Raw genomic sequence first — 19,082 nt, 5'->3', positions numbered from 1 at the left:
GGTTGATGGGCCGGCCGTCAAGCCGCCAGCAAGGTAATCGGGGACGCACCGCAGCAGCATGCGACTTGACTGAAGTTATGTTGCGGTGCAAAATAATGGGCTATGACCGTCATGTTCCTCCCCGCCACCCAGCTCCCCCGCGCCCAATGTGCTCACAGCACGCGTCGCGCCGTGATGCGGCTGGCTGCGGCATCCTTCCCTGGATGCGGACTGCCACGCGGTTATTTCTGCTCAGTAACACCCCCGTAATACCCCTTCCCCATTGCACGTCCATGCACCGCCGTCATCACGACGCCGGTGCGTTGTCGTTCGTCTTGCTGCGCCCTGCTTCGTGCATGGCGCGTCCATTTCTTGCACTCGGCTGTTACAGCCCGGGAAGGTATTCTCATGGTATTCCAACACATCCGTCAGGACTGGTTCTCCAACGTCCGCGGTGACCTGCTTGCAGGCATCGTCGTCGCTCTCGCCCTCATCCCCGAGGCCATTGCGTTTTCCATCATTGCCGGCGTCGATCCGAAGGTCGGCCTGTACGCGTCGTTCTCGATCGCGACGCTGATCGCGTTTTTCGGCGGGCGCCCGGGCATGATTTCCGCTGCCACCGGCGCCATGGCGCTGATCATGGTCTCGCTCGTGAAGGAGCACGGCCTTGACTACCTGCTGGCCGCCACCATCCTGACCGGCGTGCTGCAGATCGTCGCCGGCTGGATCAAGCTTGGCCGGCTGATGCGGTTCGTTTCGCGTTCGGTGGTCACGGGCTTCGTCAATGCACTGGCGATCCTGATTTTCCTCGCGCAGTTACCCGAACTGACGGACGTCACGTGGCACGTATACGCCGTCACGGCGGCCGCGCTGGTCATCATCTACGGCCTGCCGTACCTGACGCGCGCCGTGCCGTCGCCACTGGTCGCGATCGTCGTGATGACCGGCACATCCATTGCGCTGGGCCTGGACATCCGCACCGTCGGCGACATGGGCCAGCTGCCCGACAGCCTGCCGTCGTTCCTGATCCCGAACGTGCCGTTCAGTCTCGAAACCCTGCAGATCATCTTGCCGTACTCGGCCACGCTGATGCTGGTGGGCCTGCTCGAATCGCTGATGACCGCCACGATCGTCGACGACCTGACCGATACCCGCAGCGACAAGAACCGTGAATGCGTCGGCCAGGGCATCGCCAACGTCGCCACCGGCTTCATCGGCGGCATGGCCGGCTGCGCGATGATCGGCCAGTCGGTGATCAACATCAAGTCTGGTGGACGCACCCGCCTGTCGACGCTGACCGCCGGCATCGTGCTGCTGTTCATGGTCGTGTTCCTGGGCGACTGGGTGCGCCAGATTCCGATGGCGGCGCTGGTCGCCGTGATGATCATGGTGGCGATCGGCACGTTCAGCTGGGGCTCGATCAGCAACCTGCGCGCGCATCCAACCAGCTCGAGCATCGTCATGCTCGCCACCGTCATCGTCACCGTGGCCACGCACGACCTGGCCAAGGGCGTGCTGGCGGGCGTGCTGCTGTCTGGCGTGTTCTTTGCGCAGAAAGTCAGCCGGATGCTGGGCGTGACCTCGCGCGTCGAGGCGAACAAGGACGGCAGCGAAGTCCGCCACTATCTGGTCAGCGGCCACGTGTTCTTCGTGTCGTCCGACCAGCTCGTCCATGCGTTCGACTACAGCCCGACGCGCGCTACCGTGCATATCGACCTGAGCGACGCGCACTTCTGGGACATCACCGCCATCGGTGCACTCGACAAGGTGGTGCTGAAGTTGCGCCGGGCCGGTGCGCAGGTGGTCGTGCATGGGCTGAATGAAGCCAGCGCTACCTTGATGAACCGGTTCGCCATTCACGACAAGGACGGCGCTGAAGACATGCTGGCCGGTCACTGATCGGGCATGGCGCAGACGGGCGTCATGATGTTGGCAGATTGATTACAATCAGCGCCTATTTCATGCCCCTGGAGGCGCCATGTTCGACTTCGATCTTCCCTGGTGGGAGCTGATCGCGCGCGGCGCGATCGTCTACTGCGCCCTGCTCGCGATGATGCGCATTTCAGGGCGCCGCACGGTGGGGCAATTCAAGCCATTCGACCTGCTGGTGGTGATGCTGTTGTCCGAATCCGTGTCCAATTCGATGACGGGTGGCGACGAGTCGCTGCTCGGTGGGCTGGTCATCGCTGCGACGCTGGTGGCGCTGACGGTGCTGGTCGCCTTCCTGACATCGCGCAGCCGTAAGTTCGAGTCGATCATCGAGGGCAGCCCCGTGCTGATCGGGCGCGATGGCGTGTTCTTCAAGGATGTGATGAAGCGCTGCCGTCTGTCGCAGGACGATGTCGAAGAAGCGCTGCGCGGCGCCGACTGCCCGCGCCTGAAGATGAAATGCGCGTTCCTCGAAGTGAACGGCTCCATCAGCATCATGCAGAATCCGCAGTAAATCAGATCGCTGCGGCGCGTTCTGCCAGCAGGCGGCCCCAGGCGGGAATAGCGACGCGCCAGAATCCCTCGATGGAATCTGGCGCTGGTCCGTCGAGTGCAAGCCCCAGAAACGCTGCGGTCTCCATCAGCACGCCGATTGCAGCAGGCGCGTCGCCTGCCGTGACGGCAAGCGCGCCCGTCTGCTTCGACAACTTCTCCCCATTGCTGTTGCGAACCACCGGCACGTGCAGGTAGCGCGGCGTCGGTGCTCCCAGCAGCCGCTGCAGATAAATCTGGCGCGGCGTCGAGTCGAGCAGATCTGCGCCGCGCACGATGTCGGTCACGCCCTGCTCGATGTCGTCCACCACGACCGCCAGTTGATAGGCCCAGAATCCGTCGGCGCGTTTGAGCACGAAGTCGCCGGCATCGCGCGCCAGGTGTTGCGTGACGGGTCCGGCAAAGCGGTCGACGAAGGTGATGGCATCCTCGCCCGCCGCCGGCACGCGCACGCGCAGGCTGCGCATCGTGCGGCCCGGGCCCAGGCCATGGCGGCAGGTGCCGGGATAGATGGCGCTGCCGTCGGGCGCCACGCCGATCCGTGAATCGGCGATCTCGCGCCGGTTGCAGCCGCATGGATAGGTATCCTGCGCGATGTGCGCGGCAGCGGCTTCATACAAATGCTTGCGCCGGCTTTGCCAGACGATCTCACCGTCGTGCGCCATCCCCAGCGCGGCGAGCAATTGCAGGATGCCTTCGGCCGCGCCGGGCACGCTGCGGCCTTCGTCGATGTCTTCGATGCGGATCAGCCAGGTGCCGCCATGCCAGCGGGCATCGAGGTAGCTGGCCATGGCCGCGACCAGCGAGCCGGCGTGCAGCGGCCCGGAAGGCGATGGCGCAAAGCGGCCGATGTAATGCGCGTTCACTGCAGGCGGCTTATTTCTTTGGTTGCTTTTCGTGATCGGCGATGATGCCGACGACCTGGTCGTTGACGGCATTGGGCACCGCCAGCGAGAGCTGGTAGTGGACGATCTCGAAGCCCGTTTTCGTCTTGCGCAGCACGCCGCTGGCCATGGCCGGCCCCATGTTCTTCGTATCGAGCAGCTCGTCGAACCAGATCAGCGACTTGTCGGCGGACGCGTAGACATTGCGGCGCGTCGCCTTGAAGGTCCAGGCGGACTTGGCGTCGAAGTACTTCTTCGACCAGGCCTTGAATTCGTCGCGCGTCCACAGCTCGGTGCGGTCGGTGCCGATATACACACCATCCCTGGCGATCTTGTCGAAGTACGCCATGCGCGTGTTGGCGGCGTCATCGTGCCAGCCATCGACGAAGGCATTGACCTCGCGCGTGAGGGTCGCATCGGTGGCAGCGTGCGCGGCGCCGCTCAGGCCCAGCGACAAGGAAAGGCACAGACAGCAGGCGGCGAAAAGGCGTTGCATGGTGGATCCCTCGATGACAGTCATGAGCGAAGCATTCTACACATGCACGCAACAGGCCGGGGCGCTACCGCTTGGCCGGTTCGGGTTGATACTCGATGCCGAGCACCGTGGCCTCGTGCGGCCCATCGGGCTGCCGCCACGCCATCCGCCCGCCGACACGCGCGCCCAGCAGCGCCATGCCGGCCGGCGTGAGCACCGACAGGCGCTCCGCAGTGTCCTGCATATCGTTCGGGTAACTCAGCGTCATCGTTTCTTCTTCGCTGGCGCCAGCCACGCGAAAGCGCACGCGCGAATTCATGGTCACGACATCTGGCGGCATCTCCCACGGCTCGACCAGTTGCGCATGTTCGAGTTCGCTCAGCAGCGCGTCGCGCGCCCTGGCCTGCGCTGGCGAAAGCCGGTCGAGCACACGCTCGAGGCGCTCGAGGTCCAGCCACGATACAACCATTGAATCACTCATGTCAGTCTCCACGGTCAGCTTGGAAAGAGCCGGCTTGCCGCTGCGATGGCGGCGCCTGGCTGCGGCGCTACACACTGATACCGTGCGCCGCTCGGCCATGGGCTGCACGGAGTAAGCCCAGCCGCGCCAGCGTGCGTGCGCCAATGGGTTCGCCTGATCGGGAAGACATGGAATATTTCATATCGGCAATTAATACTGATGAGCTCAGTATAGACCTCTTCAGCGCCAATGAAAGGGGTCGGCCAATGAAATAATGTCGCTGCATGCGCCCATGAAAAAAGCGGGCCGCAGCCCGCTTTTTTAGCGATCGAACGGGCGAATTAACGCTTGTCGATTTCCGGCACGTCACGCGCCGGCGAGCCGACGAACAGCTGACGTGGACGGCCAATCTTCTGCTCTGGATCGGCGATCATTTCGTTCCACTGCGCGATCCAGCCGATGGTACGGGCCATCGCGAAGATGCCGGTGAACATGGTGACCGGGATACCCAGTGCCGATTGCACGATGCCCGAGTAGAAGTCGACGTTCGGGTAGAGTTTACGCGACACGAAGTATTCGTCTTCGAGGGCGATGCGTTCCAGTTCCATTGCCAGCTTGAACAGCGGGTCGTCCTGCAGACCCAGCTCGGCCAAGACTTCGTGGCAGGTTTCGCGCATCAGCTTGGCGCGCGGGTCGAAGTTCTTGTACACGCGGTGACCGAAGCCCATCAGCTTGACGCCCGAGTTCTTGTCCTTGACCTTCTCGATGAAGGCCGGGATGTTCTCGACGCTGCCGATTTCCTTCAGCATGTTCAGCGCTGCTTCGTTCGCGCCGCCGTGGGCAGGGCCCCACAGGCAGGCGATGCCGGCTGCGATACAGGCGAACGGGTTGGCGCCCGACGAACCGGCCAGACGGACGGTCGAGGTCGATGCATTCTGCTCGTGGTCTGCGTGCAGGATCAGGATGCGGTCCAGGGCGCGCACCAGCACGTCGTTGACCTTGTACTCTTCGCACGGGTTGGCGAACATCATGTACATGAAGTTGGCGCTGTACGACAGGTCGTTGCGTGGGTACACGAACGGCTGGCCGACGTTGTACTTGTAGGCCATCGCGACCAGGGTCGGCAGCTTGGCGATCAGGCGGATTGCCGAGATTTCGCGCTGCTTGGCATCGTTGATGTCCAGCGAGTCATGGTAGAACGACGCCAGCGCGCCGACCGTACCGACCAGTACCGACATCGGGTGCGCGTCACGGCGGAAGCCACGGAAGAAGAAGTTCATCTGCTCGTGGATCATCGTGTGCTTGGTCACGGTGTCGGTGAACACTTCTTTTTGCTCTGCGTTTGGCAGTTCGCCATTCAGCAGCAGGTAGCAGGTTTCCAGGAAGTCGCAGTTGACGGCCAGTTGCTCGATCGGGTAACCGCGGTACAGCAGCTCGCCCTTGTCACCGTCGATGTAGGTGATGCTCGAGTTACAGGCGGCGGTCGACATGAAGCCAGGATCGTACGTGAACTTGCCGGTCGCGCCGTACAGCTTGCGGATGTCGACGACGTCCGGGCCGATGGTGCCTTTGTAGATCGGCATGTCGATCGACGGGCTGCCGTCCGAGAACGACAGGGTGGCTTTGGTATCAGAGATGTTCATGGCACTTCCTTCTTGTGGGAGTGGGTCTACAAAATAAAACGAAACCGGGGGGCGCCGCAACGTGCCGCGTTGGCGAATCGGATGCCCATAGTTCGCTTACGCTAGCCGCAGTTTCGCCAGCAAGGCGTGCACGTGCGGCAGGTCGAGCTCGCCGGAGGGCTCTTTGCGCCCCAGCAGCAGGTCCAGCAACGGGTTGTCAGCCAGATCAAGCAGGCGCGTCAGCGCATCGACCTCGTCGTCGGTCAGGTCCTGTTCATGCGCGTCGAGAAAGCGCGTCAGGATCAGATCGTTCTCGAGCAGGCCACGACGTGCACGCCAGCGCAGGCGCGAACGGTTGGCAGGATCGGCTTGATGTGTAATCACATTAAAATCCGTTGTTGGTTCGACATCATACTCCGGCTGCCGTGATTCGGCAGTACGGTACTTTTACGGTAATGCACACATTCGTCGAGCGCAATGCTCGACGCACGTCTGGACACCGGAACGCGTGCGACGCCGTTTGCGGCGCCACACGCATACATCGCTTAAATCGCGCGACGCACCAGCAGTTCCTTGATCTTGCCAATCGCCTTGTTCGGATTGAGGCCTTTCGGGCACACGTCCGTGCAATTCATGATCGAGTGGCAGCGGAACAGGCGGTACGGATCTTCCAGGTTGTCCAGGCGATCGTTGGTCGCTTCGTCGCGCGAGTCGGCGATGAAGCGGTACGCCTGCAACAGGCCGGCCGGACCGACGAACTTGTCCGGGTTCCACCAGAACGACGGGCACGAGGTCGAGCAGCAGGCGCACAGGATGCACTCGTACAGACCGTCGAGCTCTTCGCGCTCTTCAGGCGACTGCAGACGCTCTTTTTCAGGGCGGATCGACTCGTTGATCAGGTATGGCTTGACCGAGTGATACTGCTTGAAGAAGTTGGTCATGTCGACGATCAGGTCGCGCACCACCGGCAGGCCTGGCAGAGGACGCAGCACGATCGGCTGGGTCAGCTCGTTCAGGTTGGTCGTGCAGGCCAGGCCGTTCTTGCCGTTGATGTTCATTGCGTCCGAACCGCACACGCCTTCACGGCACGAGCGGCGCAGCGCCAGCGAGTCATCGACATCCGCCTTGATGCGCTGCAGGACGTCCAGCAGCATCTTGTCGGTGTCTTGCAGCTCGACCGAAACGTCTTGCATGTAAGGCTTCGAATCCTTGTCCGGATCGTAGCGGTAAATTTTCAGTTGGACAGTGCGTGCCATGTTTTACCTATCTCATCACGGCCACCGGGCGACAATCGCCAGGCAGCCACAAAATGTTTAGAAAGTGCGTGCTTTTGGCTTGAAGGTCTCGACCGTCAGCGGCTTTTGCACAACGCCCTTGTACTCGAGGCGGTTGCCCTCGGAGAAGAACAGCGTGTGCTTCATCCAGTTCGCGTCGTCACGGGTTTCGTAATCGCTGTGGGCGTGGGCGCCGCGCGATTCCTTGCGGGCCTGAGCCGACACGATGGTCGCTTTCGCGGTCTCGATCAGGTTATCCAGTTCGAGTGCTTCGACGCGGGCCGTGTTGAACACCTTCGACTTGTCCTTGAACGACACGTTCTTGCGACGCTCGTCGAGCACCATGATCTCTTTGACGCCCTGCGTGAGCAGCTGGTCGGTGCGGAACACGCCGCAGTACTTCTGCATCGTGGCGCGGATATCGTTGGCGACGTGCTGCACTTTTTCGGTGCCGGTCGACGTTTCGAGGCGGTTCAGGCGATCCAGCGCGAAGTCGGCAGCGTCAGCCGGCATCGGCTTGGCAACTTTCTTCTTCAGATCGGACGCGACGACGTGGTTGCCGGCCGCGCGGCCGAACACGATCAGGTCGAGCAGCGAGTTCGTGCCCAGGCGGTTCGCGCCGTGGACCGAGACGCAGGCGCATTCGCCGATCGCGTACAGACCATTGACGATCTTCTGGCCGCCCGCGCCGTCCGGTGCCACAACCTGACCATGGATATTGGTCGGGATGCCGCCCATCTGGTAGTGAATCGTCGGCACGACAGGAATCGGTTCCTTGGTCGCATCGACGTTGGCGAACTTGTGGCCGATTTCCAGGATCGAAGGCAGACGCTTCTTGATGGTGTCGGCGCCGATGTGACGCAGGTCCAGCAGCACGTGGTCCTTGTTCGGACCGCAGCCGCGGCCTTCCTTGATCTCCTGGTCCATCGAGCGCGACACGAAGTCGCGCGGCGCCAGATCCTTCAGCGTCGGCGCGTAGCGCTCCATGAAGCGTTCGCCGTTGCTGTTGATCAGGATACCGCCCTCACCGCGCACGCCTTCGGTGATCAGGACGCCAGCGCCCGCCACACCGGTCGGGTGGAACTGCCAGAACTCCATGTCCTGCAGCGGCAGGCCGGCACGCGCCGCCATGCCCATGCCGTCACCGGTGTTGATGAAGGCATTGGTCGATGCAGCGAAGATACGGCCTGCGCCGCCGGTGGCGAAGATGGTGGTCTTCGCTTCCAGGATCATCACGTCGCCGGTTTCCATTTCCAGGGCCATCACGCCGACCACATCACCTTCGGCGTCGCGGATGACGTCCAGCGCCATCCATTCGACGAAGAAGTGGGTGCGGGCACGGACGTTACGCTGGTACAGCGTGTGCAGCAGCGCGTGACCGGTACGGTCGGCCGCCGCGCAGGCGCGCTGGACCGGCTTTTCGCCGAAGTTGGCCGTGTGGCCGCCGAACGGGCGCTGATAAATCGTGCCGTCCGGGTTACGGTCGAACGGCATGCCGAAGTGCTCCAGCTCGTACACGACCTTCGGTGCTTCGCGGCACATGAATTCGATCGCATCCTGGTCGCCCAGGTAGTCGCCACCCTTGACGGTGTCGAACATGTGCCAGTACCAGTCATCCTCGCTCATATTACCGAGCGAGGCGCCGATGCCGCCCTGCGCCGCCACGGTGTGCGAGCGGGTCGGGAAGACTTTCGACAGGACAGCAACGTTCAGGCCGGCTTCGGCCAGTTGCAGGGATGCGCGCATGCCGGAGCCGCCCGCGCCAACGATGACCGCGTCAAAACGACGGGTAGGAATTGCAGTTTTGATAGCTGCCACGATTACACACTCCAGAGAATTTGCACGGTCCAGGCGGCGCAAGCGAGCAGCCAGAAGATCGTTGCCAGCATCAGGAACAGACGCAGGCCTGCCGATTTAACATAGTCCATCCAGATGTCGCGGATGCCGACCCAGGCGTGGTAGTACAACGCGAGGAAGGTCACCAACGAGAACAGCTTGAACCATTGGCGGGAGAACAAGCCTGCCCAGCCTTCGTACGAGAAGTCCTGGGCGGTCAGGAAAGCGACCAGCAGGATGACCGTGTAGACCGCCATGACGATGGCGGTGACGCGCTGCGCCAGCCAGTCCTTGACGCCGTAGTGTGCGCCGACGACAAGGCGGCGCGGGCCAATATTATTCTTGGTTGCCATGATTTAGAACACTCCGAACAGTTTCAGGCCGACCAACGCGGTCAGCGCCAGGCTGATGACCAGGACCCAGCGCGCGGTCGACTGGGCTGCATCCTTGTCCAGGGCAATGTGATTGTCCATGAACAGGTGACGGATGCCGGCGGTAAAGTGGTGCAGGTAAGCCCACGACAGGCCCAGCAGGACCAGTTTGGCCAGCGGATGCGAAACGATGCTGGCGAAGTAGCCGAACGACGATTCCGACAGCAGGCTTTGCTGGAACAGGTACAACAGGAACGGCAGTGCCAGGAACATGCCGGCGCCGCTGATACGATGCAAAATCGACACAATGGCCGATGGCGGCATGCGATATTTGCCAGTGATATCAGTGATGCCGATATTGCGGAACTCCGGCCGCCCCTTCTGCTTTGCTTCTCTCACGGCTTCGGACATGATGGTACACCTCCCTTATGACAACAATTTTTATATGAACCCTATGGATTTTCGCTGATTTCCCTGTCCTGGTCCGTTCTCGCGACGCCAGGTGGGCGGGACAGCGAGCGTAGGACCGGGTCATGTCCGCCGCACACCCAAAACCAAACTATTTTAGTCGCTCTTGCCGACTTTCGCTGCGGTCGATATTGACCGCAGCAAAGTATTTCCGTACTGCTGAGCTACTCGTCAGGACAGCTCGTTCTGATAGTGATGTTGTTCCGTCAAGTACATCCCGCGGCGCAGCTCGACTGCCTTGTCGCCATACGTGAACGAAACGCGCTCGCCGCACAGCAGCGGCGTGCCTTCCGGCACCTTCAGGTAGTCCGCCGTGGCGGCATCGGCCGCCACCGCGCGGATCTTTTCGGTCGCGCGGATCATGCGGGTGCCGAATTCGGTTTCGAACAGGCCGTACATCGGGCCCTTGTATTCCACCAGGCGCTCGGCGCTCAGGCCCTTGAACAACTGGCCCGGCAGCCACAGCTCTTCCAGGATGGTCGGCTTGCCCTCGAACGACTGCACGCGCTTGATGTAGACGACCGCGTCGCCCGCTTTCAGGTCGAGCAGGCGCGCCACCTCGGCCGGCGCCCGGATGCGCCTGACTTCGAGGAAGCGGTTTTCGGGATGGTGCGGCAGGCCTTCGTCGGGGCGCAGGCGCAGGAAGCGAAAATGCGCGCGCTCTTCGGCGTGGCTGGCGACAAACGTGCCCTTGCCCTGCCGGCGCACGACCAGGTTCTCGGCCGCGAGTTCATCGATGGCCTTGCGCACCGTGCCCTGGCTGACCTTGAAACGCCCGGCCAGCTCGACTTCGCTCGGCATCATTTCGCCCGGTTTCCACTCGCCGGCCTGCAGGCTTTTGGTGATCAGGGCCTTGATCTGCTGGTACAGCGGCCGGAAGGACGGCGAGCCGCTGGCGGCAGGGTCGGCAGCCGGATTGGACGAGGTGGAATTCATAGACCGGGATTTCACCACAAAAGTGACATACCGTCCAGCTTTTGAGGCATTCAGATATCTGTCTTATATAAGACATAAGATATGAATTGACAGCCTTCATGGGGCAGGCATACACTCATGCCCGACCGGGAGTCGGTGGCACTCTTACCAGAGTACGCGCGCGACACCCGCGATTGACTTTTGAATAGCCCGGCCAACGCTTTTTGTTATCATTGCAGTCTGATTAAAGTCTGATTGCAGCTGAGCCCTACAAGCGTATGCTCGGCGTCGACCTCGGTGCAAACCGTTTTCATTCCCACTTTTGGAGATTCATCATGGCTAAAACCCCAATGCGCGTCGCTGTGACCGGCGCTGCCGGCCAGATCGGCTATTCCCTGCTGTTCCGCATCGCCAACGGCGACATGCTCGGCAAGGACCAGCCGGTCATCCTTCAGCTGCTCGAAATCGACAACGAAAAAGCACAGAAGGCGCTCAAGGGCGTCATGATGGAAATCGATGACTGCGCGTTCCCGCTGCTCGAAGGCATGACCGCGCACTCGGATCCAATGACCGCGTTCAAGGATGTCGACGTCGCCCTGCTGGTCGGCGCCCGTCCACGTGGCCCGGGCATGGAACGCAAGGACCTGCTCGAAGCCAATGCCCAGATCTTCACCGTGCAGGGCAAGGCACTCGACGCCGTCGCGTCGCGCAACGTCAAGGTCCTGGTGGTCGGCAATCCAGCCAACACCAACGCCTACATCGCGATGAAATCGGCACCGAACCTGCCAGCGAAAAACTTCACCGCGATGCTGCGCCTGGACCACAACCGCGCGCTGTCGCAAGTGGCCGCCAAGACCGGCAAGGCCGTCAAGGACATCGAAAAAATGGTCGTCTGGGGCAACCACTCGCCAACGATGTACGCCGACTACCGCTTCGCCACCGCTGGCAGCGAGCAGGTCAAGGACCTGATCAACGACCAGGAATGGAACGCCAACACCTTCCTGCCAACCGTCGGCAAGCGCGGCGCTGCGATCATCGAAGCGCGCGGCCTGTCGTCGGCAGCTTCGGCCGCCAACGCAGCGATCGACCACGTGCGTGACTGGGTCCTGGGCACCAACGGCAAGTGGACCACGATGGGTATCCCGTCGGACGGTTCGTACGGCATCCCTGAAGGCACCATGTTCGGCTTCCCGGTCACGACCGAGAACGGCGAATACACGATCGTGCAAGGTCTGGACATCGATTCGTTCTCGCAAGAGCGCATCAACCTGACCCTGAAAGAGCTGGAAGAAGAAAAAGCCGGCGTCGCACACCTGCTGGGCTAATCAGTACAAGGCGCATGGCAATTGCCATGCGCCAACCACGCCGTGCCAGTCAACCGGCACGGCGGTGTTTTATGCAACCAAGCGTTGTCAAGAAATCTATGCATCCTTCCGAGGTTTTATTCCAGGGCAAACGCCAGCCGCTGCTTCTCCCTGCCTGCGATCACTACGCCGGCTCAGAGAAACTGATGCGCAAATCGCTGACCCTGCAACAAGAGCTTGGTCCCTTGTTTGACATCACCTTCGACTGCGAAGACGGCGCCCAGGCCGGCGTCGAGCACGAGCATGCCGTCCTGGTGGCGAGCCTGCTCAATAGCGAAGAAAACCGCTTCAACCGTGTCGGCGCGCGCCTGCACGAGCCGGCCAGCATCCACTTTGCCAACGACGTCGCCCTCATTGTCGGCGGCGCCGCGGCGCGCCTGGCGTATGTCGTGCTGCCGAAAGTCGACGGTGTCGAAGAGGTGCGCGGCGCAATCGAGCTGATCAATAAATATGCGCTGGCTGCCGGCCGCGCCGACCTGCCCGTTCACGTGCTGATCGAAACCCATGGCGCGCTGCGCGACGCCTACGCGATCGCGGCGCTGCCACAGGTCGAGTGCCTGTCGTTCGGCATCATGGATTTTGTCTCGGCCCACTACGGCGCGATTCCCGCCAGCGCCATGCGCACGCCCGGCCAGTTCACGCACCCGCTGGTGGTGCGCGCGAAGCTCGAAATGGTGGCGGCCTGCCATGCCCACGGCAAGGTGGCTTCGCACAATGTGACGACCGACATCAAGGACAGCGCGACGGTGGCGAACGATGCCCAGCGCGCCGGCGCCGAGTTCGGCTTTACCCGCATGTGGAGCATCCACCCGGATCAGATCAAGCCGATCCTGAAGGCGTTCACGCCGCGTTTGTCCGAAGTCAATGAAGCAACGAATATCCTGACCGAAGCCATGGCGGCGGGCTGGGGACCGATTGCGCAACACGGGCGCTTGCATGACCGTGCGAGCTACCGATACTATTGGTCGGTGTTGCAGCGGGCCAAGCTGGCCGGCCTCGCACTGCCCGAGGCAGCTGCAGCCATCGTCAACCTCTCCGACTCCCGATAATCCCGACCATGGCCACCCTCCTCTCCCCAGTCATCGCTGCCTGCGCCCTTGCGCTTGCGGCTGCCGTCGCCTGTGCGCCGGCCAATGCTGCCACGCCGGTAGCACACCCCAAAGCCTCCGCCGTGCTCGCCGCTGACGCGGCGAAAAAGCCGGCGAAGAAGCCTGGCAAGAAAGCCAAAGCCGCTGCCGCCGTTACCGCTGCTGCCGTCGTCGCTGCCAACCCGCTCGAAGTCGACGAGCCGGACATCACCGACAACAAGACCACCGATTACGACTGCGAGCTGGGCAACAAGATCACGATCTACACGAACGACAACGATGCGGCCCACATCGCGCTGCGCTGGAAGAACCGGCTGCACCGCCTGGCCCGCATCGGCACCACCACCGGCGCTTTGCGCTTCGAAAATCCGCACTATGGCCTGATCTGGATCGGCATTCCGTCCAAGGGCATCCTGCTTGATTCGAAGCTCAACCGCCAGCTGGCCAATGAATGCAAGAACGCCACCCAGTCCGCGATCGTGGCGACCGCGGAGCCGGAGGCGAGCAAGACTTGAGCCGCGGCCTGGGTTTCCCGGATCCAGACCGTCCTGTCGCCTGATGTTATTTGATGCTGTTGAAATAACAACGTTGTTGATAACAATATTCCACTGAAGGAGAGATTATGTCTCGCAACACCCTGAACACACTGAAGGAATTCCCGATCGGCGCAGGCCAGAGCGGCCAGTTTCACTCGCTGCCAGCGCTGGCGGAAACCCTTGGTGTGAACCTGTCGCGCCTGCCGGTGTCGATTCGTATCGTCCTGGAATCCGTGCTGCGTAACTGCGACGGCAAGAAGGTCACCGAAGAACACGTCAAGCAGGTCGCCGGCTGGAAAGCCACCGCCGAGCGCACCGACGAGATCCCGTTCGTCGTGGCCCGCGTCGTGCTGCAAGACTTCACCGGCGTGCCACTGCTGGCCGACCTGGCCGCCATGCGCAACGTCGCCGCCAAGATGGGCGCCGATCCGAAGAAGATCGAGCCATTGGTGCCGGTCGACCTGGTCGTCGACCACTCGGTCACGATCGACCACTTCCGCGAGCCAAACGCACTCGACCTGAACATGAAGCTGGAATTCTCGCGCAACAACGAGCGCTACCAGTTCATGAAATGGGGCATGCAAGCCTTCGACACCTTCGGCGTCGTGCCACCGGGCTTCGGCATCGTCCACCAGGTCAACCTGGAATACCTGGCGCGCGGCGTCATGAAGCAGGGCGACGTGTACTACCCTGACACGCTGGTCGGCACCGACTCGCACACCACCATGATCAACGGCGTTGGCGTCGTCGGCTGGGGCGTGGGCGGCATCGAAGCCGAAGCCGGCATGCTGGGCCAGCCGGTGTACTTCCTGACCCCGGACGTCATCGGCGTCAACCTGAAAGGCAAGCTGCGCGAAGGCTGCACCGCGACCGACCTGGTGCTGACCGTCACCGAACTGCTGCGCAAAGAGAAAGTCGTCGGCAAGTTCGTCGAGTTCTTCGGCGCCGGCACCCGCTCGCTGTCGACCACCGACCGCGCAACCATCGGCAACATGGCGCCTGAATACGGCGCGACGATGGGCTTCTTCCCTGTCGACGAAGCCACCGTCGACTACTTCCGCGGCACCGGCCGCACCGAAGAAGAACTGGCTGCGTTCGAAGGCTACTACCGCGCCCAGGGCATGTTCGGCATCCCGCAGGAAGGCGAAATCGACTTCACGCGCGTCGTCGAACTCGACCTGTCGACCGTCACGCCTTCGCTGGCAGGCCCGAAGCGTCCGCAAGACCGTATCGAACTGGGCAACGTGAAGAACAACTTCACGGAACTGTTCAGCAAGCCAACGACGCAGAACGGCTTCAACAAGAATCCGGAAGACCTGAACAAGCAATACACGACGACCAACGGCGTGAACGTGAAGAACGGCGACATCCTGATCGCCGCCATCACGTCGTGCACCAACACGTCGAACCCGAGCGTGCTGCTGGCCGCCGGCCTGCTGGCCAAGAAAGCCGTCGAGCGCGGCCTGACCGTGGCGCCGCACATCAAGTCGTCGCTGGCCCCTGGCTCGCGCGTCGTCACCGAGTACCTGACCGCTGCCGGCCTGCTGCCGTACCTGGAAAAGCTGGGCTTCGGCGTGACCGCCTACGGCTGCACGACCTGCATCGGCAATGCCGGTGACCTGACCCCGGAACTGAACGCCGCGATCACCCAGAACGACATCGTCGCCTCGGCGATCCTGTCGGGCAACCGTAACTTCGAAGCGCGGATCCACCCGAACATCCGTTCGAACTTCCTGGCGTCGCCACCGCTGGTCGTCGCCTACGCGATCGCCGGCAACATGACGCGTGACCTGATGACCGAGCCAGTCGGACAGGACAGCAATGGCGTGGACGTGTACCTGGGCGACATCTGGCCGACCTCGCAGGAGATCGGTGAGCTGATGCGCTTTGCGATGAATTCGGAAGTGTTCAAGTCGAACTACGCCGACGTCAAGGGCAACCCGGGCGAGCTGTGGGAACGCGTCACGACGACCGAAGGTCAGGTCTACAACTGGCCTGAGTCGACCTACATCGCCGAGCCACCGTTCTTCGCTGATTTCGAGATGACCCCGAAAGCGGTCGCCACCGGCATCACCGGCGCACGCGCACTGGGCGTGTTCGGCGACTCGATCACCACCGACCACATCTCCCCGGCCGGTTCGATCAAGGAAGACGGCCCAGCGGGCAAGTGGCTCAAGGAACACAACGTCCTGAAAGCCGACTTCAACTCGTACGGCTCGCGTCGCGGTAACCACGAAATCATGATGCGCGGCACCTTCGCCAACGTGCGTATCAAGAACCGCATGATCCCGGTCGGTCCGGACGGTTCGGCGATCGAAGGCGGCATCACGCAGTTCCAGCCAACCGGCGAACAGATGTCGATCTATGACGCCGCCATGAAGTACGTGGCTGACGGCACCCCGACCATGATCTTCGGCGGCGAAGAGTACGGCACCGGCTCGTCGCGTGACTGGGCCGCCAAGGGCACCCAGCTGCTGGGCGTGAAGGCCGTGATCGTGCGTTCGTTCGAACGCATCCACCGCTCGAACCTGGTGGGCATGGGCGTGCTGCCACTGCAATTCATCGGCAACGACAGCGTCGACAGCCTGGGCATCACGGGTAAAGAAACGTATGACCTGAAGGGCCTGGAAGGCGAGATCAAGCCACAACAGCTGGCCACCCTCGTGATCCACCGTGAAAACGGCGAGTCGCAGGAAGTGCGCGTCCTGCTGCGTATCGATACGCCGATCGAAGTCGACTACTACAAGCACGGCGGTATTCTGCCGTTCGTGCTGCGTCAGCTGCTGGCGTAAGCTGTTGGCAAGGCCCGCGCAAGCGGGCTGCTTCCAACGGAAAAGGGCTGGAATCCTCGCGGGTTCCAGCCCTTTTTACATCGTCATCCACGGTTGCATCGACGTAGGGTGGACGGCTCTGCCGTCCACGCGTTCAAGGATCACACTTCCGCCCACATCCTGAGCAGGTTGTGATAATGCGCCGTCAGCCCGACCGTGGTGGCCGAATCACCGTGTTCGCCGCGCAGCGCCTGAATATGCGTGTCCAGGTCGAACAGCATCGCCCGCTTGCCATCCTCCCTGACCATGCTCTGCGTCCACAGGAACGACGCCACCCGCTCGCCACGCGTTACCGGCCGCACCTGGTGCACGCTGCCGGACGGATACACGATCGCATCGCCTGCCGCCAGCTTGACCTCGTGCGTGCCATACAGGTCCACCACTTCCAGCTCGCCGCCGTCGTATTCGTCGGGCTCGCTCAGGAACACGGTCGTCGACACGTCGGCCCGCACCGCCGGCAAGCCGCCGCGCTGGGCCCGGATCGCACCATCCACATGCAGCCCGTAATGCTCGCCGCCCGCGTACGCATTGAAGTACGGCGCCAGCACCCGCAGCGGCAGCACGGCAGCGAAGAACAGCGGGTTGGCCATCAGGGCACCGCTGACGACCTGACCGAGCTCGAGCGCCAGCGGCGTGCCTTCGCCCAGCTGACGGTTGCGCTTGACCTGCGCGCCCTGCGCGCCGACGCTCTCGCGTCCGTCGATCCACTCCGGCGCGCGGTCGAGCCGGGCGCGGATTGCCGAGACCTGTTCTGGCGTCAGCACGCCGGGGATATGCAGCATCATGATGAAATTGGGTGGGTACGGCCAACAAAAAAATCCCCCCTGGCAAGCCAGGAGGGGCGAATCCGGTCTCCCGGCGGGGGTGGTACTCCGTGAAGAGCATCTGCCAGCGCTTTCCCGGTCGCCGGCAGGGTCGAACATTCCTTCCTTCTTCTCATTGATGTTTGAATGAGAATTGTTCTCATTATGGTAGGTGTGGGCGAACTTGGCAAGCGTCTTCCTGCAATCGGTACCTACCGGACGCGCCCGCCCCCCATTGTTCATGGCATGTGGCCGAATCAACTACAATACCGGGGATCAGGGATTATCATCATTATCCGGCTCCGGCCCGCTCCACTGACATTCGATCCACTAACTGACAAGAGACTCACTCGCCCCATGCGTCGTCCTTCCAAAGATTCAACACCCAAACTTTCCGCAGAAAGCCAGCGCCTCGTCAGCCTCTCGCAAGCCCTCATGCAAGCTGCCAGCCGTGCCGAAGAACGGGCATGGGAACGCCAGCTCGACACGCAACTGCAAAAACTGCTCAAGACCAACCACCAAGACAGCATCGACAGCGCGCTGAACGCGTTGTTCAAGAGCGATCTGGCCTCGTACGATGTCCTGATGGACACCGTCGAAGCGGTCAGCGAATCGGCCGTGATGGTCGAGCAGAAGGATGGCGTCGACGTCACCTGGCAGGCGCTCCTGATCGCCGCACCGATCCTGGCCTGGACCCGGTTTTCGATTGCCACCGGGACCATCCCGGCCGACCTGCTGTCCACGCTCGGCGCGCACTTCTCGGCGCACCTGCTGGCGGGCGGCACGAAAATGGCCATCGCCCCCACCCTGTATTCGATCGACCAGTTGCCGCGCACCCACGCCGAAACCTACGCGCTGACGCACAAGCTGGCCGCCGCCGCGCACAAGGGCAGCACGATCAAGCCGGCGCCGCAGCTGGAGGAAACCGCCCCCTTCCTGGCCGACACACGCTACATGCTGATCACGATCGTCGCGCCGGCGGGCGACCCGCTGTTCCGCTGGCAAGAGCCACAGCATCAGCTGCACGTCGTGCAAGAGCGCGAGCGCAGCCTGGAACAATGGCGCACGCAAGCCACCGCCAACATCGCCCGTCTGATGCCTGGTTGCGGCATCGAGCTGCTGCTGCCGGAAGCGTATTACGTCGCCTGCCGCGAAGCCGATAAGCTGATCCGTCCGATCTCGATCCGCGCCGCCGTGCACTACCTGACGAACACGCTGGGCGTCGAACCATCCGACCTGCGCGCGGTCGTTGCCGGCTTTGGCGAAGAGGCACCGGACATCCAGATCGACGAGTACCGCGTGTCGTTCACGATGCGCCAGAGCGCCGATGTCGTGTACGGCATCGTCTGGCCGCTGTACGGGCAGGAAGACGAGTCCGGCACGCCAGTAGAAGGCCCGCTGGCCATCACGCACGACGCCCTCAGCCCGCTCAACGAAATCGTCGCGCACCTGAACGAAGCCGGCATCGCCCACATCAAGCGCATCAACGAACGCTACGTGGCCGAATACTGCGACGACTGCGGCTCCCCCCTCTTCGCCGACCCAACCGGCGAACTGGTACACGCCGAAATGCCGGACGACACCCCGACCGGCAGCGAGCACTTCCACTGATATCCCACAGCCGGGGTCAGGTCTGACATTCGGACACGACCTCGGCTTTAGCGACTTCAAAAGCCGGGGTCAGGTCTGACATTC

General features: G+C 62.4%; 18 protein-coding genes. 7 read left to right on the top strand and 11 right to left on the bottom strand.

Annotation, left to right across the window (positions count from 1 at the left end; genetic code table 11):
* Positions 1-387 precede the first annotated feature (387 nt).
* Together AC56LN_RS04900 and AC56LN_RS04895 are read left to right on the top strand one after the other, a co-directional pair.
* Positions 388-1,878: a SulP family inorganic anion transporter gene (locus AC56LN_RS04900; RefSeq protein WP_499570215.1), complete on the top strand. Its 1,491-nt coding sequence runs from the start codon at positions 388-390 to the stop codon at positions 1,876-1,878.
* 79 nt (positions 1,879-1,957) lie between these two features.
* Positions 1,958-2,422, top strand: a complete 465-nt coding sequence (locus AC56LN_RS04895; protein ID WP_499570214.1) for a DUF421 domain-containing protein — start codon at positions 1,958-1,960, stop codon at positions 2,420-2,422.
* Between the two features lies 1 nt (position 2,423).
* Here AC56LN_RS04895 and gluQRS read toward each other — a convergent pair whose 3' ends face one another.
* The 10 genes from gluQRS to AC56LN_RS04845 all read right to left on the bottom strand — a co-directional run bounded on the left by gluQRS (position 2,424) and on the right by AC56LN_RS04845 (position 10,786).
* Positions 2,424-3,326, bottom strand: coding sequence for a tRNA glutamyl-Q(34) synthetase GluQRS (gluQRS, locus tag AC56LN_RS04890; protein ID WP_499570213.1), 903 nt, complete (start codon positions 3,324-3,326; stop codon positions 2,424-2,426).
* 10 nt (positions 3,327-3,336) lie between these two features.
* Complete coding sequence (locus AC56LN_RS04885) at positions 3,337-3,840, bottom strand: nuclear transport factor 2 family protein (protein ID WP_499570212.1); 504 nt, start codon at positions 3,838-3,840, stop codon at positions 3,337-3,339.
* Positions 3,841-3,904: 64 nt separating this feature from the next.
* On the bottom strand, positions 3,905-4,300 hold the full coding sequence (gene rnk, locus AC56LN_RS04880; protein ID WP_499570210.1) for a nucleoside diphosphate kinase regulator: 396 nt from the start codon (positions 4,298-4,300) through the stop codon (positions 3,905-3,907).
* Between the two features lie 320 nt (positions 4,301-4,620).
* Positions 4,621-5,922 (bottom strand): citrate synthase, encoded by a 1,302-nt coding sequence (gene gltA, locus AC56LN_RS04875; RefSeq protein ID WP_499570209.1) that lies wholly within the window; start codon positions 5,920-5,922, stop codon positions 4,621-4,623.
* A gap of 96 nt (positions 5,923-6,018) precedes the next feature.
* Positions 6,019-6,285: an FAD assembly factor SdhE gene (locus tag AC56LN_RS04870; RefSeq protein WP_482899604.1), complete on the bottom strand. Its 267-nt coding sequence runs from the start codon at positions 6,283-6,285 to the stop codon at positions 6,019-6,021.
* A 161-nt stretch (positions 6,286-6,446) separates the two neighbouring features.
* Complete coding sequence (locus AC56LN_RS04865; RefSeq protein ID WP_183555470.1) at positions 6,447-7,157, bottom strand: succinate dehydrogenase iron-sulfur subunit; 711 nt, start codon at positions 7,155-7,157, stop codon at positions 6,447-6,449.
* 57 nt (positions 7,158-7,214) lie between these two features.
* Entirely contained in the window at positions 7,215-8,993 is a 1,779-nt protein-coding gene (sdhA, locus tag AC56LN_RS04860; protein ID WP_499570208.1) for a succinate dehydrogenase flavoprotein subunit, read from the bottom strand.
* A 2-nt stretch (positions 8,994-8,995) separates the two neighbouring features.
* Complete coding sequence (sdhD, locus tag AC56LN_RS04855; RefSeq protein ID WP_499570207.1) at positions 8,996-9,364, bottom strand: succinate dehydrogenase, hydrophobic membrane anchor protein; 369 nt, start codon at positions 9,362-9,364, stop codon at positions 8,996-8,998.
* Positions 9,365-9,367: 3 nt separating this feature from the next.
* Complete coding sequence (gene sdhC, locus AC56LN_RS04850) at positions 9,368-9,793, bottom strand: succinate dehydrogenase, cytochrome b556 subunit (RefSeq protein WP_499570206.1); 426 nt, start codon at positions 9,791-9,793, stop codon at positions 9,368-9,370.
* Between the two features lie 228 nt (positions 9,794-10,021).
* Complete coding sequence (locus tag AC56LN_RS04845) at positions 10,022-10,786, bottom strand: GntR family transcriptional regulator (protein ID WP_499557462.1); 765 nt, start codon at positions 10,784-10,786, stop codon at positions 10,022-10,024.
* Positions 10,787-11,100: 314 nt separating this feature from the next.
* Here AC56LN_RS04845 and AC56LN_RS04840 point away from each other — a divergent pair, with 314 nt between their 5' ends.
* From AC56LN_RS04840 to acnA, 4 genes are all read left to right on the top strand, one after another.
* Positions 11,101-12,090 (top strand): malate dehydrogenase, encoded by a 990-nt coding sequence (locus AC56LN_RS04840; RefSeq protein WP_183555475.1) that lies wholly within the window; start codon positions 11,101-11,103, stop codon positions 12,088-12,090.
* A gap of 98 nt (positions 12,091-12,188) precedes the next feature.
* Positions 12,189-13,178, top strand: a complete 990-nt coding sequence (locus tag AC56LN_RS04835; protein ID WP_499570205.1) for an HpcH/HpaI aldolase/citrate lyase family protein — start codon at positions 12,189-12,191, stop codon at positions 13,176-13,178.
* Between the two features lie 8 nt (positions 13,179-13,186).
* Positions 13,187-13,732: a hypothetical protein gene (locus tag AC56LN_RS04830; protein ID WP_499570204.1), complete on the top strand. Its 546-nt coding sequence runs from the start codon at positions 13,187-13,189 to the stop codon at positions 13,730-13,732.
* A 107-nt stretch (positions 13,733-13,839) separates the two neighbouring features.
* Positions 13,840-16,545: an aconitate hydratase AcnA gene (acnA, locus tag AC56LN_RS04825; protein WP_499570203.1), complete on the top strand. Its 2,706-nt coding sequence runs from the start codon at positions 13,840-13,842 to the stop codon at positions 16,543-16,545.
* Positions 16,546-16,685: 140 nt separating this feature from the next.
* On the opposite strand, the gene AC56LN_RS04820 is transcribed toward acnA, so the two are convergent.
* Positions 16,686-17,369, bottom strand: coding sequence for a Fe2+-dependent dioxygenase (locus AC56LN_RS04820; protein WP_499570202.1), 684 nt, complete (start codon positions 17,367-17,369; stop codon positions 16,686-16,688).
* A 375-nt stretch (positions 17,370-17,744) separates the two neighbouring features.
* Between AC56LN_RS04820 and AC56LN_RS04815 the strand changes: the two genes are divergently transcribed.
* Entirely contained in the window at positions 17,745-18,998 is a 1,254-nt protein-coding gene (locus tag AC56LN_RS04815; protein WP_499570201.1) for a DUF2863 family protein, read from the top strand.
* Positions 18,999-19,082 lie beyond the last annotated feature (84 nt).

Source organism: Telluria sp. ZT3P26, assembly GCF_059686035.1.
Note: the sequence above shows the minus strand (reverse complement) of the source record. Positions and strands in the feature narration are given on the sequence as shown.